Source organism: Hydrogenophaga sp. ANAO-22 (genome assembly GCF_042466645.1).
Taxonomy (GTDB): domain Bacteria; phylum Pseudomonadota; class Gammaproteobacteria; order Burkholderiales; family Burkholderiaceae_C; genus Hydrogenophaga.
The window spans coordinates 1546064-1571746 of record NZ_CP159956.1; the positions used below are offsets into that span (position 1 = coordinate 1546064).

Annotated in this window: 22 protein-coding genes and 1 tRNA gene; 13 read left to right on the plus strand and 10 right to left on the minus strand. The window is 64.3% G+C overall.

Annotated elements, in window-relative coordinates:
• The first annotated feature begins 45 nt into the window (after positions 1-45).
• Both ABSY19_RS07285 and ABSY19_RS07290 read left to right on the plus strand, forming a co-directional pair.
• Complete coding sequence (locus ABSY19_RS07285) at positions 46-903, plus strand: 3',5'-nucleoside bisphosphate phosphatase (protein ID WP_382160717.1); 858 nt, start codon at positions 46-48, stop codon at positions 901-903.
• Positions 903-1814 carry a DMT family transporter gene (locus ABSY19_RS07290; RefSeq protein ID WP_382160720.1) on the plus strand — a complete coding sequence of 304 codons (912 nt, stop codon included), beginning with the start codon at positions 903-905 and terminating at the stop codon, positions 1812-1814. Before ABSY19_RS07285 ends, ABSY19_RS07290 begins: the two co-directional genes overlap by 1 nt.
• A 1-nt stretch (position 1815) precedes the next feature.
• On the opposite strand, the gene ABSY19_RS07295 is transcribed toward ABSY19_RS07290, so the two are convergent.
• Together ABSY19_RS07295 and ligD are read right to left on the minus strand one after the other, a co-directional pair.
• Positions 1816-2676: a Ku protein gene (locus tag ABSY19_RS07295; RefSeq protein ID WP_382160722.1), complete on the minus strand. Its 861-nt coding sequence runs from the start codon at positions 2674-2676 to the stop codon at positions 1816-1818.
• On the minus strand, positions 2673-5186 hold the full coding sequence (gene ligD / locus ABSY19_RS07300) for a DNA ligase D (protein ID WP_382160725.1): 2514 nt from the start codon (positions 5184-5186) through the stop codon (positions 2673-2675). Before ligD ends, ABSY19_RS07295 begins: the two co-directional genes overlap by 4 nt.
• 143 nt (positions 5187-5329) lie before the next feature.
• Between ligD and ABSY19_RS07305 the strand changes: the two genes are divergently transcribed.
• From ABSY19_RS07305 to ABSY19_RS07320, 4 genes are all read left to right on the plus strand, one after another.
• The gene (locus ABSY19_RS07305) at positions 5330-5965 is read left to right on the plus strand and encodes an L-threonylcarbamoyladenylate synthase (RefSeq protein WP_291121812.1); all 636 of its coding nucleotides are present in this window, start codon (positions 5330-5332) and stop codon (positions 5963-5965) included.
• Between the two features lie 63 nt (positions 5966-6028).
• Entirely contained in the window at positions 6029-6697 is a 669-nt protein-coding gene (locus ABSY19_RS07310; protein ID WP_382160728.1) for a site-2 protease family protein, read from the plus strand.
• Positions 6698-6704: 7 nt separating this feature from the next.
• Complete coding sequence (locus tag ABSY19_RS07315) at positions 6705-7997, plus strand: tryptophan--tRNA ligase (RefSeq protein ID WP_382160731.1); 1293 nt, start codon at positions 6705-6707, stop codon at positions 7995-7997.
• Positions 7998-8242: 245 nt separating this feature from the next.
• Positions 8243-8836, plus strand: coding sequence for a response regulator transcription factor (locus tag ABSY19_RS07320; RefSeq protein WP_204732508.1), 594 nt, complete (start codon positions 8243-8245; stop codon positions 8834-8836).
• Positions 8837-8878: 42 nt separating this feature from the next.
• Here ABSY19_RS07320 and ABSY19_RS07325 read toward each other — a convergent pair whose 3' ends face one another.
• Complete coding sequence (locus ABSY19_RS07325; protein ID WP_382160734.1) at positions 8879-10312, minus strand: sensor histidine kinase; 1434 nt, start codon at positions 10310-10312, stop codon at positions 8879-8881.
• A gap of 105 nt (positions 10313-10417) precedes the next feature.
• On the opposite strand from ABSY19_RS07325, the gene ABSY19_RS07330 reads away from it, so the two are divergent.
• Positions 10418-10508: transfer RNA gene (locus tag ABSY19_RS07330), tRNA-Ser, on the plus strand.
• A gap of 182 nt (positions 10509-10690) precedes the next feature.
• Here the strand turns inward: ABSY19_RS07330 and ABSY19_RS07335 are convergent.
• The 7 genes from ABSY19_RS07335 to ABSY19_RS07365 form a co-directional block, all read right to left on the minus strand.
• Positions 10691-11359: a transposase gene (locus ABSY19_RS07335; RefSeq protein WP_382160737.1), complete on the minus strand. Its 669-nt coding sequence runs from the start codon at positions 11357-11359 to the stop codon at positions 10691-10693.
• A 320-nt stretch (positions 11360-11679) separates the two neighbouring features.
• Complete coding sequence (locus tag ABSY19_RS07340) at positions 11680-11964, minus strand: CopK family periplasmic copper-binding protein (protein WP_382160740.1); 285 nt, start codon at positions 11962-11964, stop codon at positions 11680-11682.
• A 146-nt stretch (positions 11965-12110) separates the two neighbouring features.
• Positions 12111-12881, minus strand: a complete 771-nt coding sequence (locus ABSY19_RS07345) for a MauE/DoxX family redox-associated membrane protein (RefSeq protein ID WP_382160743.1) — start codon at positions 12879-12881, stop codon at positions 12111-12113.
• 212 nt (positions 12882-13093) lie between these two features.
• The gene (locus ABSY19_RS07350; protein WP_382160746.1) at positions 13094-13456 is read right to left on the minus strand and encodes a copper-binding protein; all 363 of its coding nucleotides are present in this window, start codon (positions 13454-13456) and stop codon (positions 13094-13096) included.
• A gap of 33 nt (positions 13457-13489) precedes the next feature.
• The gene (locus ABSY19_RS07355; protein ID WP_382160748.1) at positions 13490-13981 is read right to left on the minus strand and encodes a plastocyanin/azurin family copper-binding protein; all 492 of its coding nucleotides are present in this window, start codon (positions 13979-13981) and stop codon (positions 13490-13492) included.
• Between the two features lie 56 nt (positions 13982-14037).
• Positions 14038-15426: a multicopper oxidase family protein gene (locus ABSY19_RS07360; RefSeq protein WP_382160751.1), complete on the minus strand. Its 1389-nt coding sequence runs from the start codon at positions 15424-15426 to the stop codon at positions 14038-14040.
• A gap of 30 nt (positions 15427-15456) precedes the next feature.
• Positions 15457-16566 carry a hypothetical protein gene (locus ABSY19_RS07365; RefSeq protein WP_382160754.1) on the minus strand — a complete coding sequence of 370 codons (1110 nt, stop codon included), beginning with the start codon at positions 16564-16566 and terminating at the stop codon, positions 15457-15459.
• A gap of 141 nt (positions 16567-16707) precedes the next feature.
• On the opposite strand from ABSY19_RS07365, the gene ABSY19_RS07370 reads away from it, so the two are divergent.
• The 6 genes from ABSY19_RS07370 to ABSY19_RS07395 all read left to right on the plus strand — a co-directional run bounded on the left by ABSY19_RS07370 (position 16708) and on the right by ABSY19_RS07395 (position 25422).
• The gene (locus tag ABSY19_RS07370; RefSeq protein ID WP_382160755.1) at positions 16708-17391 is read left to right on the plus strand and encodes a heavy metal response regulator transcription factor; all 684 of its coding nucleotides are present in this window, start codon (positions 16708-16710) and stop codon (positions 17389-17391) included.
• An 11-nt stretch (positions 17392-17402) separates the two neighbouring features.
• On the plus strand, positions 17403-18779 hold the full coding sequence (locus tag ABSY19_RS07375; protein WP_382160757.1) for a heavy metal sensor histidine kinase: 1377 nt from the start codon (positions 17403-17405) through the stop codon (positions 18777-18779).
• 101 nt (positions 18780-18880) lie between these two features.
• Positions 18881-19279, plus strand: coding sequence for a hypothetical protein (locus ABSY19_RS07380; protein ID WP_382160759.1), 399 nt, complete (start codon positions 18881-18883; stop codon positions 19277-19279).
• Between the two features lie 76 nt (positions 19280-19355).
• Positions 19356-20645: a TolC family protein gene (locus ABSY19_RS07385; protein WP_382160761.1), complete on the plus strand. Its 1290-nt coding sequence runs from the start codon at positions 19356-19358 to the stop codon at positions 20643-20645.
• The gene (locus ABSY19_RS07390) at positions 20642-22255 is read left to right on the plus strand and encodes an efflux RND transporter periplasmic adaptor subunit (RefSeq protein ID WP_382160763.1); all 1614 of its coding nucleotides are present in this window, start codon (positions 20642-20644) and stop codon (positions 22253-22255) included. Before ABSY19_RS07385 ends, ABSY19_RS07390 begins: the two co-directional genes overlap by 4 nt.
• Positions 22252-25422 (plus strand): efflux RND transporter permease subunit, encoded by a 3171-nt coding sequence (locus tag ABSY19_RS07395; RefSeq protein WP_382160766.1) that lies wholly within the window; start codon positions 22252-22254, stop codon positions 25420-25422. Before ABSY19_RS07390 ends, ABSY19_RS07395 begins: the two co-directional genes overlap by 4 nt.
• The last annotated feature ends 261 nt before the right edge of the window (positions 25423-25683 follow it).

Consider the following 25683-nt stretch of genomic DNA (forward strand, 5'->3'; position numbering starts at 1 on the left):
CCCCTGGGCGCACAGGGCCATGGCACCCCCACCTAAAATGAACGGGTGAACCCTTTGCTCAACGCCGACCTGCACTGCCACTCCGTGATCTCGGACGGCACCCTCACGCCCGAGGTGCTCGCCCAGCGCGCCAAGGCCAACGGCGTCGAACTGTGGGCGCTGACCGACCACGACGAACTGGGCGGCCAGGACCGCGCCATCGCCGCGGCTCGCGAGGCCGGCCTGCCCTACCTCACGGGCACGGAGATCTCGGTCACCTTCGCCGGCATCACCGTGCACATCGTCGGCCTGGGCATGGACCACCAGCACCCGGCGCTGCTGGCCGGCCTGCGCGCCACGCGCGGCGGCCGCGAACAGCGCGCGCGCGAAATGAGCGACGACCTGGCCCGCGTGGGCATCAAGGGCGTGTACGAAGGCGCCTTGAAGTACGTGGGCAACCCGGAGCTGATCTCGCGCTCGCATTTCGCGCGCTACCTGGTGGAAATCGGCGTGTGCAAGGAGACCAACGAGGTGTTCCGCAAGTACATCACCGAAGGCAAGCCCGGCTACGTGCCGCACCGCTGGGCGGCGCTGGGTGACGCGGTGGGCTGGATCACGCAGTCCGGTGGTGTGGCGGTGATCGCCCACCCGGGGCGCTACAAGCTCACGCCCAACGAAGAGTTCGCGCTGTTCACCGAATTCAAGTCCCATGGCGGCCAGGGCGTGGAAGTGATGACCGGCGCCCACGGGCAGGCCGACTACGTCAAGTACGCCGGGTTCTGCCAGGAGTTCGGCCTGGCCGCGTCGCGCGGCAGCGACTTCCACAGTCCCGAAGAAAGCCACACCGACCTGGGCCAGTTGCCCGACCTGCCGGGCAGCGTCACGCCCGTATGGGCCTTGCTGCAGTCGCGCATCCTGCAGTGATGGCGCAGCCTCCGCGCCACACGCCCGCGCAGGCCGCGCTGGGCATCGGTTTCCTGATCCTGGCCACGGCCTGCTTCGCGGTGCTCGACACCTCGGTGAAGTACGTCGGCGCCTTCGTGCCGGTGCTGATGGCCGTGTGGTTCCGCTACGTGTTCCATGCGGTGCTCGTCACCGCCGTCATGCTGCCGGTGCGCGGCCGCGGCCTGGTGCGCACCGAGCACCCGCGCTTCCAGCTGCTGCGCGGCGCGCTGCTGCTGACGGTGAGCGCGCTGTCCTTCGTCGCCCTGCAGTACATGCCGGTGGGCGAGTTCACCGCCATCGTCATGATCACGCCGCTGGTGGTCACGCTGCTGGCGGCCCTGTTCCTGCGCGAGCGCGTGCCGCCGCTGCGCTGGTTGCTGGTGGTGGGCGGCTTTGCCGGCGCGCTGCTGGTGGTGCAGCCCGGTGGCGACGTGATCGGCTGGGCCAGCCTGCTGCCCCTGGTGATGGTGTTCACCTACGCCTGGTTCCAGATCCTCACCAGCAAGATGGCGCGCACCGAAGACCCGATGACCATGCACTTCTACACCGGCTGGGTCGGTGCGCTGGTCTCCAGCCTGGTGTTGCCGGTGGTCTGGCAGACGATTCCCGACATGGCCACCTTCGCCATCCTGTGTCTGATCGGGCTCATGGGCACGGTCGGCCACTTCCTGCTGATCCTGGCGTTCCAGCGCACGCCGGCCTCCACGCTCACGCCCTACCTCTACGGCCAGATCGGCTTCGCCATGTTCTGCGGCTGGCTGGTGTTCGGCCACGTGCCAGGCCGCTGGGAGTTGATCGGCATCGCGCTGATCGTGCTGTGCGGCGCCACCGCAAGCTGGCTCACCGCGCGCGACCGGCGCCTGCCGGCCGACGCCCACCCACCCGAGTGATTCAGGCCCGCCGGCGGGCCGGGGCGGTTTTCTTCGCCGTGGCGGCCTTGGGGGTGCCGCCCTTGCGACCGGCCAGGCTGCGCGCCAGCAATTCGGTGAGATCGACCACGTTCGACGGTGCCGCCGCTTCGGTCGCGTCTTCCAGCGGCGTCACGGTCTTGGTGTCGCCGGCCTTCACCTTCTGCCGCACCAGGGCCTGCACCGCGCTGACAAACCGGTTCTCATAGGCCTCCGGGTCCCAGGGACCGGTCATGTCGCTGATGAGCTGCGTGGCCATCTTGAGTTCGGCCGCCTTCACGCCCGCGGCCGACTTGCCGGCCGCCGGGAGTTTCAGGTCCTCCACCGGCCGGATCTCGCTGGCCCAGCGGATGGTGTTGAGCACCAGCGCAGGCCCCATGGGAATCAGCGCGGCCAGGTGTTCCTTGGTGTGCATCACCACGCGCGCAATGCCGATCACGCCAGCCAGGGCCATGGCCTCGCGCAACAGGGCATAGACCTTCTCGCCCTTGCCGATGGGTTCCAGGTAGTACGGCTTCTCCAGCAGCAGGAACGGGATCTCGGCCGCCTGCACGAAGGTCTCGATCTCGATGGTCTGCGTGGACACGGGGTAGGCGGCCTTGATCTGCTCGTCGCTCACGATCACGTACTCGCCATCGTCCTGCTGGACGCCCTTGACGATGTCGTCGCCCTTGATCGGCTTGCCCGTGCGCTTGTTGATGCGCTGGTAGCCCACCGGGTCCATGGAGCGCCGGTCCAGCCAGTCGAAGTCGATGCCGCTGTCCTGCGAGGCGGGGTACAGCGCCACCGGCACGTGCACCAGACCGAAGCTGATGGCGCCTTTCCAGATCACGCGCGGGCTCATGGCGGGTACCCCAGCAGCTTCATGGCCGGCGTGAGCGAGCGCGCGGACCGCGCATAGCCGTTCCAGGGCCGGTTGCCGATGGGCAGGCGCTCGGCGATGTTGCGCACGTGCCAGTGGTCGCTGCCGCGCAAGGCCGGCAGCTCGCTCCAGTCCAGCGGCACGGACACGCCCATGCCCGGGCGCGCGCGCGCCGACCAGGCGCTGACGGTGGTCGCCCCGCGCCCGTTGCGCAGGTAGTCGACGAAGACCTTGCCAACCCGGTTCCTAGGCCCGCTCTTGGCCACGAAGCGCTGCGGAATGGTCTCGCTCATGTGCCGCACCACGGCCTGCGCGAACCCTTTCACGCTGTCCCAGTCGTGCTGCTGGCGCACCGGCACGACCACGTGCAGGCCCTTGCCACCGCTGGTCTTGAGAAAGCCCACCAGGCCCAGGTGGTCCAGCAGCGAATGCGTGAGCTGCGCCGCTTCCTGCACCTGCGCCCAGGCCACGCCTTCCCCGGGGTCGAGGTCGAACACGATGCGGTTGGGCTTCTCGAAGGTGCGCGCGAACGCGTTCTGGGTGTGGAACTCGACCACGTTCCATTGCGCCGCCGAGAGCAGCCCGCGCCGCGTGGCCACCGCCACCCAAGGGTCGTGGCCCGGGTCCAGCGCGGGATCGAGCTGCACCACGCCGGCCATCTTCATCGACGGCGGCACATGCTTCTGGAAGAACAGCTCGCCCTCGATGCCCGAAGGCGCGCGCATCAGGGCCACCGGCCGCTGCCGCAGGTGCTCGATCATCAGCGGCCCCACGGTGGCGTAGAACGTGACCAGATCGAGCTTGGACACGCCGGTGCTCGCGTCGATCACGCGCTCGGGGTGGGTCACGCGCACCGATGAAGGCGCGGGCGGCTTCTGCGCCGGCACGGGCGGGTTGCCCGGTTTGCGCACCGGCGCGGGCGAGTCGTTCGGCTTGGGCACGTCCACCTCCCGTTCCACCGCTGTTGCGGCCTTGTCTTCACGCAGCCCCACGAACACCGCATGGCGGATGTGGCCCGCGTGTGTCCAGTCCGAGAAGGCCACCTCGGCCACCAATGAGGGCGTGACCCAGTGGGGCCGGCCCGCCAGTGTCGCCTGGGCGAACGGGCTGGTCCGCCGCTCCAGGGCTTTGAGCTTTCGGTGCAGGCTGGACAGTGTGCCGGTGTCGAAGCCGGTGCCCACGTTGCCCACATGCCGCAGCGAGCCGTCCGCCTCGTGCAGGCCCAGCAGCAGGGCGCCAAAGCCGGTGCGCGAGCCCTTGCCCTCGGTGAAACCGCCGATCACGAACTCCTGGCGCTGCCCGCACTTGAGCTTGAGCCAGTCGGTGCCGCGCGTGGACCGATACGGGGCGTCCTTGCGCTTGGCGATCACGCCCTCCAGGCCGAGCCGGCAAGCCGACGTCAACACGCTGGCGGCGGACTCCTCGAACACCGCGCTGAAGCGCACCGCATCACCGCCGGGGTGGTCGCGCAGCAGGCGCTCCAGCACCGCGCGGCGCGCCACCAGCGGCGCGGCCCGCAGATCGTGGCCGCCCACGTAGGGCAGGTCGAACAGGTAGAACACGACGGCCGAGGTGCGCTCGTTCTCCAGCGACCGTTGCAGCGCGCCGAAGTCGGGCAGGCCACTGTCGCCGAACACGACGATCTCGCCGTCGTACCAACCCGGCGGCAGGTGCCTGTCCTGCAGCGCCTGGTGCAGCGGCCGCAGGCGGTGCGTCCAGTCGTGGCCATTGCGGGTGAACAGCTTCACCTCGGTGCCGTCGACGCGCGCCAGCATGCGGTACCCATCGAACTTGATTTCGTAGAGCCAGTCCGCCTCGGCGGCGGGTGGGCTTTCCGAGCGCGTGGCGAGCTGCGGCGACAGGGTGGCCGGCAGCGCGGCAGGCACGGCTTCGGGCGGCCAGTCGGCCGTGTCCTTCGATGGCATGCCTTGCGAGGCCACGCTGTCCGGCGCGGCGTCGACCACGCTGAACTCGTCCGCGGACCGGGCAAAGGCGTCGCGCTCCTTGATCAGCAGCCAGGCGGGCTTTTTCTCGTCGCGCGTCTTCATGCGCACCAGGGCCCAGCGCCCACGCAGCTTGTGGCCCAGCAACTCGAACTTCAGGTTGCCGCTGCGCAGCCCGGCGTGGGGGTCGCCCTCGGGCGCCCACACCCCCTTGTCCCAGACGATGACCTTGCCCGCCCCGTACTGCCTGGGCGGAATCGTGCCTTCGAAGGCGGCGTAGGCCAGGGGATGGTCTTCCACCTCCACCGCCATGCGCTTGTCCACGGGGTCCAGGCTGGGGCCCTTGGGCACGGCCCAGCTCTTCATCACGCCATCCAGTTCGATGCGGAAGTCGTAATGCAGCCGGCTGGCCCAGTGTTTCTGGACCACGAAGCCCAGCGCCTTGGCCGTGCGGCCGACCTCGCCCGGTGGCTCCGGTGTGCGCGCGAAATTGCGCTTGGCTTTGTACCGCTGCAGCAGGTTGGAGGAGGAGGTGGTGTTGGCCGCCATGCACGTCCCAGGGCAAATGGCGCGCCCGCTGCCCCGACAGAGGACGGCCAAGGGAGCAGGCCGCGCCGCACACCGCCTTTGCGGCAATTTCTACTGTCTCCCCTGGTGTGCGTCGATCGCGCCGAGCGGGTCACAATGTCGGCATGTCCCAGTATTTCGAAGTCCACCCCGAGAACCCGCAGCCGCGCCTGCTCAAGCAGGCGGTGCAACTGCTCGAGCGCGGCGGCGTGCTCGCGGTGCCCACCGATTCGAGCTACGCCCTGGTCTGCCACCTCGACGACAAGGCCGCGGCCGACCGCCTGCGCCGCATCCGCCAGGTGGACGACAAGCACCACCTCACCCTGCTCTGCCGCGACCTGAGCGAGCTCGCGAGCTACGCCAAGGTGGACAACCGGCAGTACCGCCTGCTCAAGCTCGCCACGCCCGGCCCCTACACCTTCATCCTCGAAGCCAGCAAGGAGGTGCCGCGCCGCGTGAGCCACCCCTCGCGCAAGACCATCGGCCTGCGCGTGCCCGAGCACAAGACCCTGCAGGCCCTGCTGGACCTGCACAACGCCCCGCTGCTGGCCACCACGCTGATCCTGCCCGACGAAACCGACCCGCTCAACGACGCGCAGGACATCCGCGACCGGCTCGAACACGACCTGGCCGGCGTGATCGACGCGGGCGCCTGCGCGCTGGCGCCCACCACGGTGGTCGATCTCACGCCCATGGGCACCGGCGGCGAACCCGAGGTGGTGCGCACCGGCCAGGGCGCCCTGGCCCGCCTCGGCCTCTGAGCCGTCCCCACCGGGCGGCCCGCCCAGTCTGGGACAATACCCGTTTGCCCGCCGCGCCCCACCATGGATTTCGCCCAGATCGTTCAAACCGTCGCTCTCTACGCCATCCCGGTGCTGTTCGCCATCACCCTGCACGAGGCGGCGCACGGTTACGTGGCCCGGCACTACGGCGACAACACCGCCGAGATGATGGGGCGCATCACGCTCAACCCGCTGAGCCACATCGACCCGATCGGCACCATCGCAATGCCGCTGCTGCTGTACTTCGCCACCTCCGGCGCCTTCCTGTTCGGTTACGCCAAGCCGGTGCCGGTGAATTTCGGCCGCCTGCGCAACCCCAAGCGCGACATGATCTGGGTCGCTCTGGCCGGCCCGGGCGCCAACCTGATCCAGGCCATCGCCTGGATCGTGCTGTTCTATGTGCTGGTGGCCACCGGCGTGGAGGAGCCCTTCTTCCTCAAGATGTGCGAGGCCGGCCTGAAGGTCAACCTCGTCATGTACGCCTTCAACCTGTTCCCGCTGCCGCCGCTGGACGGCGGCCGCATCCTCGTCGGCCTGCTGCCCTGGAAACAGGCCGCCCTCGTCTCCCGCGTCGAGCCCTGGGGCTTCTTCATCGTGATGGCCCTGGTCATCACCGGCGTGGTCGGCACCTTCTGGCTGCTCCCCCTCATGTCGCTCACGCAGAGCGCCATCCAGGTGCTGCTCTCCCCCCTTCGCATGCTGCTGTTCTGATCCCGCCATGAAAACCCACCGCGTCCTCACCGGCATCACCACCTCCGGCACCCCTCATCTGGGCAACTACGTCGGCGCCATCCGCCCGACCGTGCGCGCCAGCCGCCTGGCCGAGGTGGAGAGCTTCTACTTCCTGGCCGACTACCACGCGCTCATCAAGGTGGGTGAGCCCGCCCGCGTGCAGCGCTCCACGCTGGAGATCGCCGCCACCTGGCTGGCCTGCGGGCTCGACCCGGAGAAGGTGACCTTCTACCGCCAGTCCGACATCCCCGAGATCCCCGAACTCACCTGGCTGCTCACCTGCGTGACCGGCAAGGGCATCCTCAACCGCGCCCATGCCTACAAGGCCTCGGTCGACAAGAACAACGCCGCCGGGGAAGACCCCGACGCGGGCGTGACCGCCGGCCTCTTCATGTACCCGGTGCTGATGGCGGCCGACATCCTGATGTTCAACGCGCACCAGGTGCCGGTGGGCCGCGACCAGATCCAGCACATCGAGATGGCGCGCGACATGGCGTCCAGCTTCAACCACCTCTATGGAGAGCACTTCACGCTGCCCGAAGCGGTGACCGAGGACCATGTGGCCCTGCTGCCCGGCCTGGACGGCCGCAAGATGAGCAAGAGCTACGACAACACGATTCCGCTGTTCGTGCCGCGCGAACAGCTGCGCAAGCTCATCATGGGCATCGTGACCGACTCGCGCGCGCCCGGCGAACCCAAGTCCACCGAAGGCTCGGCGCTGTTCCAGCTCTACCAGGCCTTCGCCTCGGCCGACGAAACCACCGCGCTGGCCCAGGCTTTCGCCGAGGGCATCGCCTGGGGCGACGCCAAGCAGACTCTGTTCGAGCGCCTGGATCGCGAGATCGCGCCGCTGCGCGAGGTCTACGACCAGCTCATCCAGGACCCGGCGCGCATCGAAAAAACCCTCAAGGCCGGCGCCGACAAGGCCCGCGCCATCGCCACGCCCTTCACCGCCCGGCTGCGCGAGGCCGTCGGCCTGCGCCGGCTCGACAGCGCGGTGTCGGCCACCACCACCAAAGCCGCCAAGGCGGCCGCGCCGGCCTTCAAGCAGTACCGCGAAAGCGATGGCCTGTTCTATTTCAAGCTGGTCGACGCCGGCGGGCAGCTGCTGCTGCAGAGCACGGGATTCGCTTCGGGCAAGGAAGCCGCCGGCGCCATCGCGCGCCTTCAGCAGCAAGGCAGCCAGGCCCTCGACGGGTTGCAGGCGCAATTGACCACCCAGGCCGACCCCGCGGCACTGGCCCAGGCCCTGGCCCATTTCGGCCCCGACAAGGCATAAGTGTCCGCCCTGTGTCACCCCTGTTCAAGCTTTGATACACAATCGGGGCTTGCAGTGCACCCCGAGAACGTGTTCTTCTGACCTCGATCCCCCGGCGGCGTTGAGCCCCTCGGCTCAAATACCCCCGGGTGTTGGGTTCCAAAAGTAAAAAGAACGACTGCATTGGCCCGTTATTGGCTATCGCCAAACACGTGCATTCTCGATATGCTGTCAACTCGACCTCCGTTATTACCGGCCCGCCAGACATGAGTATTTTTGTTATCGACGACCACCCGCTGATGCGCGAAGCCGTCGTCATGCTGTTGCGACGCCTGCGTGCTTCCACGCAGGTCGTTGAACTTGAACGTCTGGCGGCCGTGAGCAAGGCCATCGCCGAGCATGGCGAGCCCGAGCTGGTCTGCCTCGACCTGAAGCTGCCCGACACCAACGGCGTCTCGGGCGTGCGAGAGGTGCGCCAGATGCTGCCCGACACGTCCCTGATCGTGCTCTCGGCCTCGCCCTCCTCCGACTACGAAGACCTGGCCCGGGAAGCCGGCGCCGATGCCTACGTGGAAAAGTCCGCCGGTGCCGCCCAGATCGCCAAGGTGCTGCGCGAGTTCCTGGCCGATGAGGTGGAAGACGAAAACGCGCCCACCATCCCCGACAAGCTCTCCAAGCGCCAGAAGCAGCTGCTGGTCATGCTCGACCGGGGCCTGAGCAACCGCGACATCGCCGAACAGCTGCAGATCAGCGAACACACCGTCAAGGTGCACCTGTGGCGGCTGTTCCGCCGCCTCAACGTGAAGAGCCGTTCGCAGGCGAGCCACCTGGCCCGCACCGCCGGCCTGCTCGACCTCTGACCACCCTCCTGGCCCGCCCCAACCGGGCGGCGAGGCACCCCTTCAGAAACCGGAGTTGACGCCCGAGGCCGTCGGGTGCGCCTCCAGCGGCTCGCGCTGGGTGAAGTCGGGCAGCATCACGCGGAACACGCTGCCCCGGTTGGCCACCGAGTTCAAGGCGAGCTGGTAGCCCATCAGCGAGGTGAGCTTGGAGACAATGGTCAGGCCCAGGCCCAGGCTGTCCTCGGTGCCCTGGTGCTGCGACACCCGGAAGAACTCCTGGAAGATCGCCTGCTGGTGCTCGCGGGCGATACCCACCCCCGTGTCCCACACCTCGAACACCAGCATGTCCTCGCGGTGGCGCAGCCCGAGCAGCACGCCGCCGTGCTGCGTGTGGCGCAAGGCGTTGGACACCAGGTTGCCCAGGATGCGGCGCAGCACCACCGGGTCGGACCAGATCGTGCAGGGCCGGGTGTGCGTGCGCAGGCGCAGCGACTTGCCCACCGCCACCGGCTCGAACTGCAGCGACAGGTCGGCAAACAGTTTTTTCACGTCCACGTGCTGCAGGCGCACCTTGTAGTTGCCGGCGTCGATGCGGGTCAGGTCGAACAGGGAGTCGAACAGCTCATTGATCGCCCGTGTGGACTGCAGGATGCGCGGCGCGATGTCGCGCGCCATCTCCGGCTCGGTGGCAAGCCAGTCGGCGTACAGGCTGAGCGCGTGCACCGGCTGGCGCAGGTCGTGCGCTGCCGAAGCAAGGAAGCGGTTCTTGGTCGCCACCGCCCGCAGCGAGGCGCGGGTCTGCAGCGTCAGCGAATCGATCAGCTCCTGATTGGAGAACTGCAGCTCGAAGCTGGAGCGGTGCACCTCGTGCAGGCGCCGGCCCGCCATGATCAGCAAGCCCCAGAAGACGAACAGCAGCGCCATCAGCACCAGGCCGATCTGCACCGCTTCGGGCTTGTGCAGCATCCACAAGGTGTTCCAGGCCAGCCCGACGAACACCGAGAAGATCAGGGCGTTGGCGTACTGGCGGAACACCGGCAGGTAGGCGCTGAAGGCCGTCAGGGTGAGCAGGCCCTGGCCCAGCACGACCAGCCCGCACACGAACTGGGTGGCCTGGGTCGATTGCTGGTAGCTCAGCAACACCGGGCCACCCCAGAGCAGCGCCATGGCCGTCCAGGACCACTGGTAGCGCTCCACGAAATTCATGCGCTGCGGGCCTTCCAGGCTGTCGTGGCGCAGCCGGTAGATGCCGATCAGGCGGTAGCGCATCACCAGCATGACGAGCGTCAAGCTTGCCCACACCGCCAGCGCGATGGTGTTCGCCTGGCCGGCCATGAGGTAGACCAGCACCGGCAGGGAGAGCACCCCCGCCAGCAGCGAGGGCCCCATGTTGTCCATCAGGACCCCGATGAGTTGGGAATTGACCCAGTGGTCGCGCACTTCGGGCGAAGCGGGCACATGCTGGTAGGTGGCGGGTTGGGTATCGACGAGCATGAAGGACCAGCGGACAAGCGATGGCGCATTGTCTCACCCGGCCTGCCCGAACCACCTGCGGCAAACCCCGCTCCGCAGCCTGCTAGAATCCGAGGCTTCGAACACGGAGAGGTGGCAGAGTGGTCGAATGCGCGGGACTCGAAATCCCGTGTACGTTTTCAACGTACCGTGGGTTCGAATCCCACCCTCTCCGCCAGCAAGTCTGGAGCCTCAGTTTCACTGAGGCTTTTTTTCTGGTGCAAAGCCCCGTTTCATGCGGGTTTCGCAACAGTCGCTTTCTCTCTGGGCAGATTCTCAGGCGGCTCCTCCTCCGGTTCTGGCCGTTTGCTCTCTCAGTTTCTCTCGACGGCCCATGTTCCGGGGTACTGACGTGCCCCCTTAGACCGGGCAGTTAACAACTAGAGTCTGACCGCTTCCTGGGGTTGAACTGACCTGCTGTTGACGAACTCGCTCGAGGTCAGGTTGCCGAGTGAGCCGTGTGGACGGTGGTGGTTGTAGTCGTCCATCTTGTGTCTGGTCGTGCACAAAGTCCATGCTCCAGTGCTGGTTTGGCCCGGTTGCAGGCTGCGGTTTGCCGCGCGGCAACGCGATGCGCTTGCGGCGCTTGACCTTCATACGCAACTGCAGGCCTTCCAGGCGATACAACCGGTACACGCGCTTTTCTCCCACCTCCCAGCCCTCGCGTTTGAGCATCACCAGGACACGCCGATAGCCAAACCGGGGCCTACTCATCGCGAGGTCTCGAATGCGCTGACGCAGGAGGCTCTGATCGCGCGCCGCGCTCTTGGCGTACCAGCTCGAACGCTGCAGCAGCGCCAGTCGGCACGAGCGGTGCACGCTGACCTTGCAACGTTCCTGCCTCCACAGGCTACGCTGTCTGAGCTTGCGCAGCTCGCTCACGCCCAGCTCCCCGTACTTCTTTTTCCAGGTGCAGAACGTGGCCTCTGAGATGCCGATCTGGCGGCACACGTCTACCACTGGCGTACCGCCGTCGGACATTCGCAGCGCATATGCGATCTGCTCTTCGCTGAATCGGGACTTCTTCATCGCTTCCCCTTGCCCCTCTCGAGGCCTTGGAAAGCGACAGCACCTCTAGTTTTGACCTGTGCAGATTTTTCGGAGGCACGTCAGTAGGAACACATGAACTACCTCCTGGTAGTCCAAGTTTTCGTCCGCACCCCCCAACACCACCGCGGCACTGGTGATCGGCGATGCACTTTGGTTACGCAACGCGGCGATCCAGGAAAAGCACCCAAAGAGCAGATACTCCACAGAAAAGACCCTCTCACGAGCAATGACGAGAAGGTCTTGGAGTCCTGGTTCGAATGCAGCGAAGCCTTGGGTGCTCTAGCTAAGTTGGCCCTGCCTCAATTGCTGTGGCCCTTGTTCAGCAATACATGCAGGCGCGCAACTTCATTGCCCATCGTGGTGATGCTTTTCCCATCGGCCGTCTGGACAACTTCACCCTTGCTGAGGTGAACCACGCCACCGAACTTGCCTTCCTTCGCCATCAGGCCGTCCTTGAAAACGTAGAGCTTCTCGCCGCCCTGCAGCGAAATGACTTGCTTGGCCTCGGACTGGGCGGCGTCCATTGCGAAAACGGGCGCCATGGCGGCGATGGAGAGGATGAGGATGCTGAGCTTGCGATTCATGGAGATCTCCTTTGAGAACAAAAATCACATCGTTCGACTGAATCAATGTGGTACAGCGTACGAGCTCAATGTATCGAGGGACCCATGACCTGCAGCTTTCGAATCCATTACATCTTGGTCAGCACAAAGTCAGGAGGCGTAAGAGCTCACGGGGCTGCTGCGTGGCTTGACGTTGACAAGGCCATCCAGACACCCATGCCGATCATCAGAAGATTTTCGGTGAGTGATACGAAGCCCAGCGGCACATTGCTGGCGCCGCCAACGCATGCGCACTTCAAATCGCGGCGATCGATGTACACAGCCTTGACGACGGAAACGGCCCCCACGGTTCCGATGAATAGAGCCACCGGGATCGAAAACCAATTCAGGGCACCCGCGATCATCATGACCCCTGCCAGACCTTCGGCGAACGGATAGATGTACGAGTAGGGTACCCACCGCCGGGCCAACAAGTCGTAGTTCAGGAACATCGTCGCGAAGCTCTCGACGTTCTGAAGCTTGAGCAGCGCCAGCGCAGCCATGCTGAAGGCAACAAACCACTCCGCTGCTCGGCTTGTGAAAGGATTTTCGAAAACGGCGTAGCTCACCGCGAGGGCCATCAGCGCCGTCATGCAGAAGAGCGCGAGCACAGGCCGATAGGTCGTGGCCTTCGGGTCTGCGACAGTCAGACCAAAGCGGCGGCGGAGGTCGTCGTATCCGCCGACCCGAACTCCATCAATGAAGATTTGTGGCGTGGTTTTCACGCCATGCTCCGATTTGAAGTTGTCGGTTTGCTCCTCGGTGGTCAGCCAGTTGTCTTCCACCTTGAATCCTTTGCGGCGCAGAAGATCCTTTGCCTTCAATCCATAGGGGCACACGTGCTTGTCCATGACCATGCGGTAGAGCGTGGCCTTTTGCGGCTGAGTTGTAGCTGTCATTTGTATCTCCTGGTGATCGGGCCTATAGAAATACTCGTGATGGATGAGGACCTCACCTCACGATCGAAAACAACTTCCCTCAGAAGAAGTCGGCCAGGATGACATCCGATGCTACCAATGCATACGAGGAACACTGGAGATCAAAAAAGCACAGGACCCGGTCTTAGAAACCGAGCCCTTCACGTGAGGTGCCTTTGAGTGCGCTCGTCAGCTCATTTGCCGGGCTGAATGTCCGTGACGACCATCTTTCCGGCGTCCTGAATAACGATGAACTGGATCTTCTGGCCCACCTGAATCTTGTCCAGCATGGCCTTGTCCTTGGCGTTGAAGACCATGGTCATGGGGGGCATGTCCATGTGCTTGATTTCGCCATGCTTGATCGTGATCTTGCCGTTTTCTTTGTCGATCTTGCGTACCTCGCCGTCAGTCAGACTTGGTGTAGCCGCCGTACCCGTTCTGGCTTGATCCATGCCCATCTTGCTGTGGTCCATTGTCATCTGTGCCATCGACGGCAAAGACAGTGAAAGCGCAGCAGCGGCAAGAAGTTGCGCCACGTTTTGGGTGTATGTGTTCATGATGTCGTTCCTTGATCGAGATGTCGTGAAGGTCTAATTGGCAACGACCTTGATCTTGCCAACCATGCCTGCCTCGTAGTGGCCAGGAAGCAAACAGGCGAAGTCAAACTCACCGACCTTGTTGAAGTTCCAGATGATCTCCCCCTTCTTGCCTGCCGCCACGTGGGCCATGTAGGGTTCATCGTGCTCCATACCAGGAAACTTCTTCATCAACGCGGAATGCTCATCGAGCTCCTTCTTGGTTCCCAAGACGAATTCGTGCATTACCTTGCCGTTGTTGACGTGAACAAACTTGATCGTTTCGCCTTGCTTGACTTCAACGAGGTCGGGCGTAAAGCGCATGTTGTCCGTCATGCGGATCTCCACGGTGCGCTTGACAGCATTCGAGAGGCCGCCAATACCCCATTCCTTTTGCTCCATTTTCATGGGAGCAGTCCCTTTGGCGTGCTTTTCATCGCCATGAGCGAATGAAGCGGTGGAGGCAGCAAGAATAGCGGCCACGAACAGGGTTTGGGTGATACGCATGATGAAGGTTCCTATCGGCTGGTGGAGTTGAGGGGGTGGGGAGATAACAATTCTGCTCAGTGCTTCATGGCCGCGCCACTGGGTTTGACCGCCGTCGCCCTGGCAGGCGCTGTGTCTGCACTGGCCTTCGGCCTGACAGCGGGCAACGGGCCACCTGTCCATTCGCGCGCGACGGTGCCCTCGGGGAACTTGTAGTGCCCCGGATCCTTGTAGTCGCCGGGCTTCTGATCCTTGCGCACCTTGAACACCGTGAACATGCCACCCATCTCCAGCGGCCCAAACTGGCCTGTGCCGGTCATCATGGGGGCGGTGTTGTCGGGTATGGGCATTTGCATTTCGCCCATGTCGGCCATGCCGCGCTCGCCCATCAGCATGTAGTCAGGCACCACTTTCTGGATCTTGTTGATCATCCCTCGGTGGTCCACGCCGATCATGGTTGGCACGTCGTGGCCCATGGCGTTCATGGTGTGGTGGCTCTTGTGGCAATGCATAGCCCAGTCGCCCTCCTCATCGGCGATCAGTTCAATCTGGCGCATCTGCCCCACGGCCACGTCGGTCGTCACCTCGTACCAGCGTGTGCTCGGTGGCGTCGGTCCACCGTCAGTGCCCGTCACCAGAAACTCGTGCCCATGTAGGTGAATGGGGTGGTTGGTCATGGTCAGGTTGCCCACCCGAATCCGGACACGGTCGTTCAGACGCACGTTGAGCGTGTCAATGGCCGGGAACACCCGACTGTTCATGCACCAGATGTTGAAGTCGGTCATCGTGGCGGTTTTGGGCGTCTTGCTGCCGGGCTCGACGTCAAAGGCGTTGAGAAGGAAGCAGAAGTCTCGATCCACCTCGCTGATGTGCGGGTGCTTGGCCTTGGGGTGGGTGACCCACATGCCCATCATGCCCATGGCCATCTGGACCATTTCGTCCGCGTGGGGGTGGTACATGAATGTGCCCGGACGGCGCGCTTCGAACTCATAAACGAAGGTTTTTCCCACGGGGATGGCGGGCTGGTTGAGACCACCCACGCCGTCCATGCCGTTGGGCAGACGCTGGCCATGCCAATGAATGGTGGTGTGCTCGGGAAGCTTGTTGGTGACGAAGATGCGCACCCGGTCGCCTTCGACCACTTCAATCGTCGGGCCCGGGCTCTGGCCGTTGTAGCCCCACATGTTGACCTTGAATCCAGGCGAGACTTCGCGCACCACAGGTTCGGCCACCAGGTGGAATTCCTTGACACCGTTGTTCATCTTCCAGGGCAAGGTCCATCCATTGAGCGTCACCACCGGGTTGTAGGGTCGGCCTGTGGTCGGCATCAACGGAGGCGCGGTGTCCACAGAGGTCGCGTAGACCGGTTCGGGCAAGGCGGCCATGGCAGATCGCGCAACCGCCAGCCCAGCCACCGAAGCTGCGGCACCTGCGAAGAATTGACGACGTGAATTGAGGAGGCTCATGCTAATTTTCTTTCCGTGCTTTCATTGCGTTCAGTGACCGGCAGCGGACACGGGCTCACCGCTGCCACCGCCCAGAGAGACAAAGCTGTCAGGAGCTCCACCTTGAAGGACCCACTGCAGGTCGGTCTCGGCGATCCAGAAGTCGCGTTGCGCTTCGATAGCGCTGGCCACCGCTTGCGACTGACTGGAAACCTCACCCAACAAGTCCCAGACGCTCTTGAGCATTCCGTTGTAATGAAGAATGGTTTCCTCGGTGATGAACTCGCGCACCTTCAGCACTTCCTCACGTGCGCTCACGGCCAAGACGTGGCTGGACAGATAGGCCTGGCGCGCCTGTCGGACGTTGGCCCCGTTTTTCATGCCCTCTGCACGCGGCAGTTGTGCCGCAATGGCCGTGGCCCGCCCATCTAAAAACTGTAGCGACAGGGCTTGGGCCGGTAGGTCTGGCAATTGGTCTGGGAGGGCGACAGCGGTGTGCATTCCCGTGAGCCCCAGTGTCCTGATGAGGGAGGCCTCCGCCTGTGTGGCCGCGTACTGTGCTCGTCGCACATTCATCTGAGCGGAAGACTGCGCCAGCTGAACCTGAGCCTGCTGGAGCTTGCTCCAGTTGCCCACGCTCACCATCCGGCGACCCAATTCGTTACCGGCCTCGGCGGCATCCTTAGCGCTACGGTGTTGCTTGAGGACCTGGCGGGCGGCGACGGCTTGAAGCCACGCCTTGCGACCCTGCGCGGCGACTTCCATCAGTTCGTCCAGATCGTCTACCCTGCGCTGAAGCGTTGGATCCAGTTCGACCCATCGGCCCTTGGCAAGCAGGTCCACGTTCGCTTCACCGATCCGGTTCATCGGCTTGATCAGTTCACGGTGCGCCCGCCAGGCTTGGCGCACAGCCTCTTCTGACGACATCAAGCTCAGACTGGCGGCAGGCTCCACCTGGTTTTGCGCTGCGGGCGCGTTTTCTTTTTCCCATTTGAGAATGTCCGCATGGCCACGTTTGAATTGCCCAACGGCGTCGTTGGCCTCACGCCAGTTCTTTTCGGTGGGTGCCGGAGCGAGCTGGGCAGACACCCCCAAAGGAATGACCAACACACTCAGAGCGATGGCCCGCAGTGCTGGGAAGGAATTGCGTCGATGAATCACTTATTTGCTCCTGTTCAGCCGTTTCAAGCTGCATGCAGTTTGCAAAGCCCCCCCCGTCGCGAACCTTTCGAGCACATTACAAAGTTGTCAGGCTCGGTTCATGGCAGCCGCTCGCAGCGAAAATGCCGGCCAGGAGTGCATGTGAAAATTCTGATCGTTGAAGACGAACCCAAGACCGGTGACTACCTCCGTCTGGGGCTGCGCGAGGCCGGTTACGCCGTTGAATGGCTCGTCAATGGGGTGGATGGACTGCACCAGGCCCTGGAGGGCGACCACGACCTCGTCATCCTGGACGTCATGCTGCCCGGTATGAGCGGATGGGAGATCCTCAAGGGTCTGCGCGACCAAGGCCGCCAGATACCGGTGTTGTTCCTGACGGCCAAAGATCATGTGGATGACCGCGTCAGGGGACTGGAACTGGGCGCGGATGACTATCTGGTCAAGCCGTTCTCATTCTCCGAGCTTCTGGCGAGGGTGCGCACCATCCTGCGTAGGGGGCGCTCTGGCATGGAGCCGACCACCTTGCAAGTCGCCGATCTGGAGCTGGACTTGCTGCGCCGCCGGGTGACCCGCGCGGGCAAGCGCATCGACCTGACCGCCAAGGAGTTCGGTTTGCTGGAGTTGCTGATGCGCCGCAAGGGTGAGGTGCTGCCTCGCTCGTTGATCGCCTCTCAGGTGTGGGACGTCAATTTCGACAGCGACACCAACGTCATCGAGGTGGCCATGCGCCGACTGCGTGCCAAGGTGGACGACGGATTTGAATACCGTCTGCTGCAGACGGTGCGGGGCATGGGTTACGTGCTGGAAGTACCGGAGTCATCCTGATGATCCGGCGCTTGACCCTCACCGCCCGTCTCACCGTTCTGCACACCCTGGTTTCCGCCTCGGTTCTACTCGGTCTGGGGCTGCTGGTTGCGTGGTCCACCCATCTGCACTTCGTCGATCTAGACCGTCACTACCTGCAGGACAAGGTGCATTTGATCCAGAAGATCGTCGATGAGACGCCAGATGCCGCCGAGCTGACCGACAAGCTCAATGAGCTGCTGGACAGCCACCATGGCTTGTTTATCGCAATCACGCTTGGCGATGAACAACTGTTTGGACCAAGCAGCATCTCTTTTCCACCCGAACTGGCCGCCCAAAGCGCCATGGGTCAGCCCATGGATTGGGCCGACGGCGAACGACAGTTGCGCGGAATGAGCACAGAGCTGTCGGCAGCCCAGGTGACTGGCGGAGCTGGAAGTTCAGGGAAGCGCATCCGCTTGACGCTCGCCCTGGACACACTACACCACAACCATTTCATGCAGGTATTGCGCCAGCAGCTGGCGATATACGTGGTGATCGCCACCCTGCTCAGTGGCTTGCTGGGTTGGTGGGCTGCTCGCGGCGGTCTGGCGCCGCTGCGGATCATGAAGGATCGAGCACTGAAGGTGACCGCCCACAAGCTCGACGAGCGGATGCCGATCGAGGCGGTGCCGGTAGAGATGGCGGAACTGGCCAACAGCCTCAACACGATGCTTGAGCGGCTGGAGTTGGATTTTGCGAAGCTGATGGAGTTCTCAAGCGACCTCGCACATGAACTGCGTACACCCATCAGCAACTTGTTGACCCAGACCCAGGTGTCCCTCTCGCAACGTCGCGATCCCGACACCTACCGAGACATCCTCGCCTCCAATGCCGAGGAGCTCCAGCGCCTGGCTCGCATGGTGTCAGACATGCTGTTTCTCGCGAAGACCGATCACGGCATTCAGCTCCCGAATCGAGAGAAGGTCGCGCTGGAAGACGAGGTGGCCAGCCTGCTGGATTTCTACGATGCGGTTGCCGAGGACAAAGAGATTCGTCTGCGGGTCCTGGGGTCGGGCGCGGTATCTGGCGACCGCCTGATGATCCGGCGGGCCATCGGCAACCTGCTGTCCAACGCGCTGCGCCATGCGCACCCCCGCACCGATATCGAACTCACCATCCGCTCTTCGGAGCAGGATTGCAGCCTGTGCGTGACGAACACCGGCGACGTCATTGACGCGTCCGATCTGCCCCGGCTGTTTGATCGGTTCTACCGGGTTGACAAGTCGCGCGCGCACCCTTCATCGGATGGTGCAGGACTTGGCCTGGCCATCACGAAAGCCATCATGCTGGCTCACGGTGGAAGCGTATCGGTCACATCGACAGCCGGGAAAACGCAGTTTTGCTTGCGGTTTCCGCGTCCGCACTGACGGGCAACCGAGAAGGAATGCCAAAAGTCGCCACGAACAAGACCACGCGTTGTGCTCGCATGGAACTTTCACCCGCTCTGCACCTCCAGTAAACTTAAATCGTGACCCGAAACCGTCGCCACCGCCTGATCACCGTGCTCTTTGCACTGATCAGCCTGCTGTTCATGCAGTTGGCTGTGGCGAGCTACGTCTGTCCCGGTTCCGAAGCAAAAATCGCTGAAGCGGCCGCGATGGCCGAAGCGGGTATGCCCTGCGCGGAGTCCATGCCGCTCACCATGGACGACGGGCAGCCCAGTCTGTGCCATGCACATTGCCAAGCTGGGCAGCAGTCCGCCGACAAGTATGAGTTGCCGTCGCCGGTGGCCATCGGCACGTTGCCAGCCAATTTCAGCTTGCATGTGGCCATCCCCGTGTTTTCTGAAGCGCCGCTACAGGCGCCTCATCTGCAGCGCACCACCGCGCCCCCTGTAGCTATCCGGAACTGCTGCTTCCGCCTCTGACCTCTCAGACCACTTAGGTCCTGTCTGATGCATTTCCCGTGCATCGACAGGTCGTTCTTCGTGCTCTGGAGGTTTTATGTTGATTCCCCTTCCGATTTATCGGACTGCCGCGCCAGCCTTGATGGTGGCCATGGCGTCTGCGGCGTGGGCCGCTGGCCCTTTGTCCTTGATTGATGCGCAGCGCATTGCCGTCGATCGGTCCCAACAATTGGTTGCCCAAGGTGCGCTGACCGCCTCTGCCCGCGAACAGGCGGTGGCGGCCGGCCAGCTCCCCGATCCGGTGCTCAAATTCGGCATCGACAACCTGCCTGCCAATGGCTCGGACCGCGGCAGCCTGACGCGCGACTTCATGACCATGCGCCGCATCGGCGTCATGCAGGAAATCACCCGGTCCGAAAAGCGTCAGTTGCGCTCGGAGCGCTTTGAACGCGACGCGCAACGAGTGCAGGCACAGCGCCAGTTGACACTGGCCAAACTGCAACGCGACACATCACTGGCCTGGCTGGACCGGTATTACACCCAGGCCATGCGCGAGCTGGTTCAGCAACAGGTCGACGAATCCCGGCTGCAGATGCAGTCTGCCGATAGCGCCTTTCGCACCGCGCGGGGCAGTCAGGCCGATGTGTTCGCTGCCCGCAGCGCCGTGATTCAGCTGGAGGACCGGCTCAGCCAGATCGACCGCCAGTCGCGCAACGCCAGCCTGATGCTGGCCCGCTGGGTGGGCGCTCCCGATGCGGAGCGACCGCTTTCCGGTTCGCCGCCTTGGCAGAGCCATCCTTTCCCGAGCGGAGTTTCAAGCGAGCACCTCAAGCAACACCCGGAGCTGCTGGTCGTGAGCGCAGAGGTCGATGCCGCGCAAACCGATGCCCGGCTGGCCCAAGCCAACAAACAAGCCGACTGGAGCGTCGAGGCCAGCTACGCCCAGCGTGGCCCGGCGTACGCCAACATGGTCTCGATCGGCGTATCGATCCCCCTTCAATGGAATCAGAGGAACCGCCAAGACCGCGAACTGGCCGCCAAGCTGGCCATGGTCGACGAAGCCAAGGCCCGTTACGAAGACACGCTGCGCAACCATGAAGCCGAGGTGCGCGGCTGGCTCAACGACTGGCAAACCGGGAAGGACCGGGTCGCCCGGTACCGCAATGAGCTGATCCCGACAGCGCGTCAGCGCACCGAGGCGGCACTGACCAGCTACCGCATCGGCAAGAGCGACCTGACCAGCGCGCTGGCCGCGCGCCGCGATGAGATCGACATCCGTGCGCAGGCCCTGACGCTGGAAATGGAAGCCGCGCGCGCCTGGGCCCAGCTCAACTTCCTCGTCCCCGCCGAACACAGCATGCCGGTTCAAGCCAGGGAGCTGCCATGAACAAGAAACACCTCGTTGCCGGGCTGATCGCTGCCGGCGTGCTGGGCGCCGCAGGCTATGGCCTGTACGCCCTGGGCATGAGAAACGGCAGCATGACTGCCACCACCTCACAGAGTGCATCAGCGTCGACCCCAGCGACCGCGCCCACAGCCGGACCCCAAAGCATCGCCGAAGGCGAAGAAGCCACACGCCGCCACATCAGCGCAGGCCTCAAGGCGGGCGATACCGACCTGGTCACTGGCCGCAAGATCCTCTACTACCACGACCCGATGGTGCCGGGCAACAAGTTCGACAAGCCGGCCAAGTCGCCTTTCATGGACATGATGCTGGTGCCGGTCTATGCGGATAGCGATGCCGACCAAAGCAAGGTCACCGTCAGCCCGCGGATTCAGCAGAGCCTGGGGGTGCGCACCGCAGCCGTCACCGAGGGCACGCTGTCGCCTCAGGTCTCCGCGGTCGGCAACATTGCTTTCAACGAGCGCAACCAGGCCACCGTGCAAGCCCGGGCGACCGGCTACGTCGAGCGTCTGCATGTGCGCGCCACGCTGGACCCTGTGACCAATGGGCAGCCTGTGCTGGACCTGTATGTTCCGGATTGGGTGGCCGCTCAAGAAGAGTTTTTGGCGCTCAAGCGCATGCAGGGCAACGACTTGGGATCGTTGGTCGATGGCGCGCGCCAGCGCATGCGCCAGGCGGGCATGAGCGAGCAGCAGATCCAGCGGGTGGAGGCCAGCGGCAAGACGCAGGCCCACACCACGGTCACGGCGCCATTGGGTGGCGTGGTGGTGGAACTGGTGGCACGTGAGGGCATGGCGGTGTCGGCGGGGATGACCCTGTTCCGCATCAATGGGCTGTCCACAGTCTGGGCCAACGCCGAGGTGCCCGAGAGCCAGGCGGCGCTGCTGCGCCCGGGTGCCAAGGTGCAAGCCCGCAGTCCGGCCATGCCCGGCACGGTCTTCGATGGCAAGGTGCAAGCCCTCTTGCCGGACGTCAATGCGGCGACGCGCACGCTCAAGGCCCGGCTGGAGCTGGCCAACCCGGGCTCGCGCCTGGTGCCGGGCATGTTCGTGACCATGCAGTTCATGGACATGCGGGCGGAGAAGGCCTTGCTAGTCCCCACCGAAGCGGTCATCCAGACCGGTAAACGCACCGTCGTGATGCTGGCCGAGGACAACGGCCGCTTCCGGCCCGTCGATGTCGAGGCCGGCATTGAAAGCGGCGGGCAGACGGAAATCAGACGCGGCCTGCAGGCTGGCCAGCGTGTGGTGGTGTCCTCGCAGTTCCTGATTGACTCGGAGGCCAGCCTCAAGGGCGTGGAGGCCCGGCTCAACAGCGAGGCCGCTCCGCCGCCGCTGGCCCGGCACCCCGGCGAAGCACAGGTGATCGCCATCGACCAGCACAGCGCGCTGCTGGCCCATGGCCCGCTCCCTACGGCCGGTATGGGCGCCATGACCATGGAATTCAAAGCACCTGCCAGCGGCATGCCGAGCAACGTGGTCAAGGGCGACCGGGTCCAGTTCGAGTTCGTGATGCCCCAGGACGGCGAGCCGACCCTGACCTCCATTCAGCCCTTGGCACCCGTTACCCCGGCATCGGGAGTTCCGCGGTGATCGCCCGCCTGATACGCTGGTCCATCGGCAACCGTTTTCTGGTGCTGCTGGCCACGCTGATGATCGCGGCCTGGGGCGTGTACTCGGTGATGAGAACGCCGCTGGACGCCTTGCCTGATCTGTCGGATGTGCAGGTCATCATCCGCACCACCTATCCCGGCCAGGCACCGCGCCTTGTCGAAAACCAGGTCACCTATCCGCTGACCACGACCATGCTCTCGGTGCCGGGGGCGAAGACGGTGCGCGGCTATTCCTTCTTTGGCGACTCCTACGTCTATGTGCTGTTCGAGGACGGGACCGACCTCTACTGGGCGCGCTCCCGCGTGCTGGAGTACCTCAACCAGGTCCAGTCGCGTCTGCCGGCGGCGGCCAAGGCCTCGCTGGGGCCGGACGCCACCGGAGTGGGCTGGATTTACCAGTACGCCCTGATCGACCGCAGCGGCACTCAGGACGTCGGGCAGCTGCGTGCCCTGCAGGACTGGTTCCTGAAGTACGAGCTCAAGACCGTGCCCAACGTGGCCGAGGTCGCATCGGTCGGTGGCATGGTGCGGCAGTATCAGATCGTGTTGGACCCGGACAAGCTGGCGGCCTATGCGATTGCGCATACCAAGGTGGCCGACGCCATCCAGAAGGCCAACCAGGAAGCCGGTGGCTCGGTGCTGGAACTCGGGGAGGCCGAATACATGGTGCGGGCTTCGGGCTACCTGCAGAGCCTGGAGGATTTCCGTTCGGTGCCGTTGACGACCACGCCTGCCGGCATCTCCGTGCGCCTGGGAGACGTGGCACGTGTCCAGATCGGCCCGGAGATGCGCCGCGGCATCGGCGAGCTGGACGGTGAAGGTGAGGCCACCGGTGGCGTGATCATCATGCGTTCCGGCAAGAACGCGCTGGAGACCATTGGCGCCGTCAAGGCGAAGATCCAGACCCTGCAGGCCAGCTTGCCCAGGGGCGTTGAAATCGTCCCGGTCTACGACCGCTCGGGACTGATCGAACGTGCCGTGGACAACCTCATACACAAGCTGCTGGAGGAGTTCCTGGTCGTCGCCGTGGTGTGCTTCATCTTCCTGTTCCACCTGCGCTCGGCGTTTGTGGCCATCGTTTCGTTGCCACTGGGCATCCTGGCCGCCTTCATCGTGATGCACTACCAGGGCGTCAACGCCAATATCATGTCGCTGGGCGGCATTGCGATTGCCATCGGCGCCATGGTAGACGCCGCCGTGGTGATGATCGAGAACGCCCACAAACACCTGGAGCATTGGGGGCAAGATCATCCGGGCGAAACACTGAAAGGGGAAGCGCGCTGGCGGGTCATCGGCGACGCGGCGGCCGAAGTCGGGCCGGCGCTGTTCTTCTCGCTGCTGATCATCACCTTGTCGTTCATCCCGGTGTTCACGCTGGAAGCCCAGGAAGGAAGGCTGTTCTCGCCGCTGGCGTTCACCAAGACCTACGCCATGGCGGCGGCGGCCGGGTTGTCGGTGACCTTGATTCCTGTGCTGATGGGTTACCTGATCCGGGGCCGGATTCCCGATGAGAAGTCCAATCCGTTGAACCGCATGCTGATCGCTGTCTACCGGCCGACGTTGGAGGTGGTACTGCGCGCACCCAAGATCACGCTGCTGGCCGCCGGCATGGTCCTGCTCATCAGCCTCTGGCCGCTGCGGCACATCGGCGGCGAGTTCATGCCGCGGCTGGACGAAGGTGATCTGCTCTACATGCCGTCCGCGCTGCCAGGTCTGTCGGCTGGCAAGGCCAGCGAGTTGCTGCAGCAGACCGATCGGTTGATCAAGACCGTGCCCGAGGTCGCCAGCGTGTATGGCAAAGCCGGCCGCGCCGAGACGGCAACCGACCCGGCACCGATGGAGATGTTTGAAACCACCATTCAGTTCAAGCCACGCGAACAGTGGCGCGCCGGCATGACGCAGGACAAGCTGGTGGAAGAACTGGACCGCATCGTCAAGGTGCCCGGCCTGTCCAACATTTGGGTGCCGCCCATCCGCAACCGCATCGACATGCTGGCCACCGGCATCAAGAGCCCGGTGGGGGTCAAGGTGGCGGGTGCCGACCTGGTCACGATAGACCGACTGACTGGCGAGATCGAGCGGGCCCTCAAGGGTGTTCCTGGCGTCACGAGCGTGCTGGCCGAGCGCCTGACCGGGGGGCGCTATGTGGACGTCAATATCAAGCGGGATGCGGCATCGCGCTTTGGCCTCAACGTGGCCGACGTGCAGTCGGTCATCAGCGCGGCCGTGGGTGGCGAGAACATTGGTGAGACGGTGGAAGGCCTGCAGCGCTTCCCGATCAACATGCGCTACCCGCGCGAGATCCGGGATTCGCTGGAGAAGCTGCGCAGCCTGCCCTTTGTGACAGAACGCGGCTCGCGCCTGCTGCTGTCGGACGTGGCCGACATCCGCATCACCGACGGTCCACCCATGCTGCGCAGCGAAAACGCCCGCCTGTCGGGCTTGGTCTATGTAGACATTCGCGGACGTGATCTGCGCTCGGCCGTGCAGGACATGCAGAAAGCCGTCGCGGACAAGGTCCAGCTGCCGCCAGGTTATTCGGTCTCCTGGTCCGGCCAGTTCGAGTTTCTGGAGCGCGCCACGGCCAAGCTCAAGGTGGTGGTGCCGTTCACGCTGCTGACCATCTTCGTGCTGCTCTACCTGACGTTCAAACGCTTTGACGAGGCTTTGCTGATCATGGCCACGCTGCCGTTTGCGCTGGTGGGCGGCATCTGGCTGCTGTACCTTTTGGGCTACAACCTGTCGGTGGCCGGCGCCGTCGGGTTCATCGCCTTGGCCGGGGTGTCCGCCGAGTTCGGCGTGATCATGCTGCTGTACCTGAAATCCGCCTGGAGCGACCGACTCGACCAGGGCAAGACCACGGCGGCCGACCTGCTCGATGCGATTCGGGAAGGCGCGGTGCTGCGAGTGCGTCCCAAGGCGATGACCGTGGCCGTCATTCTGGGCGGTTTGTTTCCCATCATGTGGGGGACGGGAACCGGCTCCGAGGTCATGCAACGCATTGCCGCGCCCATGGTCGGCGGCATGATCACCGCCCCCTTGCTGTCCATGTTTGTGATCCCCGCGGTGTACTTGCTGATGCGCCGGCCTCGCGAACGCCGATCTGCCGGAAAATCATTCTGGGCAAGACGCAGTTCCGCAACTTGAACCCATCTCTCGTTAGCTTTGTCAACTACGCTCAAAGGAGTTCTCGAGGTCGCTGAGGTCGCCCGTACCGCCAGTTTCCAAGGTGAGGCGCGTAGTTGCGGCTTCCCCCTCCGGTTCCCTTGCGTGACGCAGGGAACCGGAGCGGGCGGCTGCGCGCCCCAGATCATTGGCCCTGACTGAGGGCCAACCTCACAGAACCAAGGAGGCGGATCGCCATGGCTGGAAAAGCTTCGCAGACTGGCGCAAGTCCAATGAGCCACA

Excerpts from the sequence above, each read along its gene's own strand:
- ABSY19_RS07295 (WP_382160722.1), bottom strand. The coding sequence starts at position 2,676 with ATGAGCCCGCGCGTGATCTGGAAAGGCGCCATCAGCTTCGGTCTGGTG.
- ligD (WP_382160725.1), bottom strand. The coding sequence starts at position 5,186 with ATGGCGGCCAACACCACCTCCTCCTCCAACCTGCTGCAGCGGTACAAA.
- ABSY19_RS07305 (WP_291121812.1), top strand. The coding sequence starts at position 5,330 with ATGTCCCAGTATTTCGAAGTCCACCCCGAGAACCCGCAGCCGCGCCTG.
- ABSY19_RS07345 (WP_382160743.1), bottom strand. The coding sequence starts at position 12,881 with ATGACAGCTACAACTCAGCCGCAAAAGGCCACGCTCTACCGCATGGTC.
- ABSY19_RS07310 (WP_382160728.1), top strand. The coding sequence starts at position 6,029 with ATGGATTTCGCCCAGATCGTTCAAACCGTCGCTCTCTACGCCATCCCG.
- ABSY19_RS07320 (WP_204732508.1), top strand. The coding sequence starts at position 8,243 with ATGAGTATTTTTGTTATCGACGACCACCCGCTGATGCGCGAAGCCGTC.
- ABSY19_RS07290 (WP_382160720.1), top strand. The coding sequence starts at position 903 with ATGGCGCAGCCTCCGCGCCACACGCCCGCGCAGGCCGCGCTGGGCATC.
- ABSY19_RS07355 (WP_382160748.1), bottom strand. The coding sequence starts at position 13,981 with ATGCGTATCACCCAAACCCTGTTCGTGGCCGCTATTCTTGCTGCCTCC.
- ABSY19_RS07335 (WP_382160737.1), bottom strand. The coding sequence starts at position 11,359 with ATGAAGAAGTCCCGATTCAGCGAAGAGCAGATCGCATATGCGCTGCGA.
- ABSY19_RS07315 (WP_382160731.1), top strand. The coding sequence starts at position 6,705 with ATGAAAACCCACCGCGTCCTCACCGGCATCACCACCTCCGGCACCCCT.
- ABSY19_RS07360 (WP_382160751.1), bottom strand. The coding sequence starts at position 15,426 with ATGAGCCTCCTCAATTCACGTCGTCAATTCTTCGCAGGTGCCGCAGCT.
- ABSY19_RS07340 (WP_382160740.1), bottom strand. The coding sequence starts at position 11,964 with ATGAATCGCAAGCTCAGCATCCTCATCCTCTCCATCGCCGCCATGGCG.
- ABSY19_RS07390 (WP_382160763.1), top strand. The coding sequence starts at position 20,642 with ATGAACAAGAAACACCTCGTTGCCGGGCTGATCGCTGCCGGCGTGCTG.
- ABSY19_RS07325 (WP_382160734.1), bottom strand. The coding sequence starts at position 10,312 with ATGCTCGTCGATACCCAACCCGCCACCTACCAGCATGTGCCCGCTTCG.
- ABSY19_RS07350 (WP_382160746.1), bottom strand. The coding sequence starts at position 13,456 with ATGAACACATACACCCAAAACGTGGCGCAACTTCTTGCCGCTGCTGCG.
- ABSY19_RS07385 (WP_382160761.1), top strand. The coding sequence starts at position 19,356 with ATGTTGATTCCCCTTCCGATTTATCGGACTGCCGCGCCAGCCTTGATG.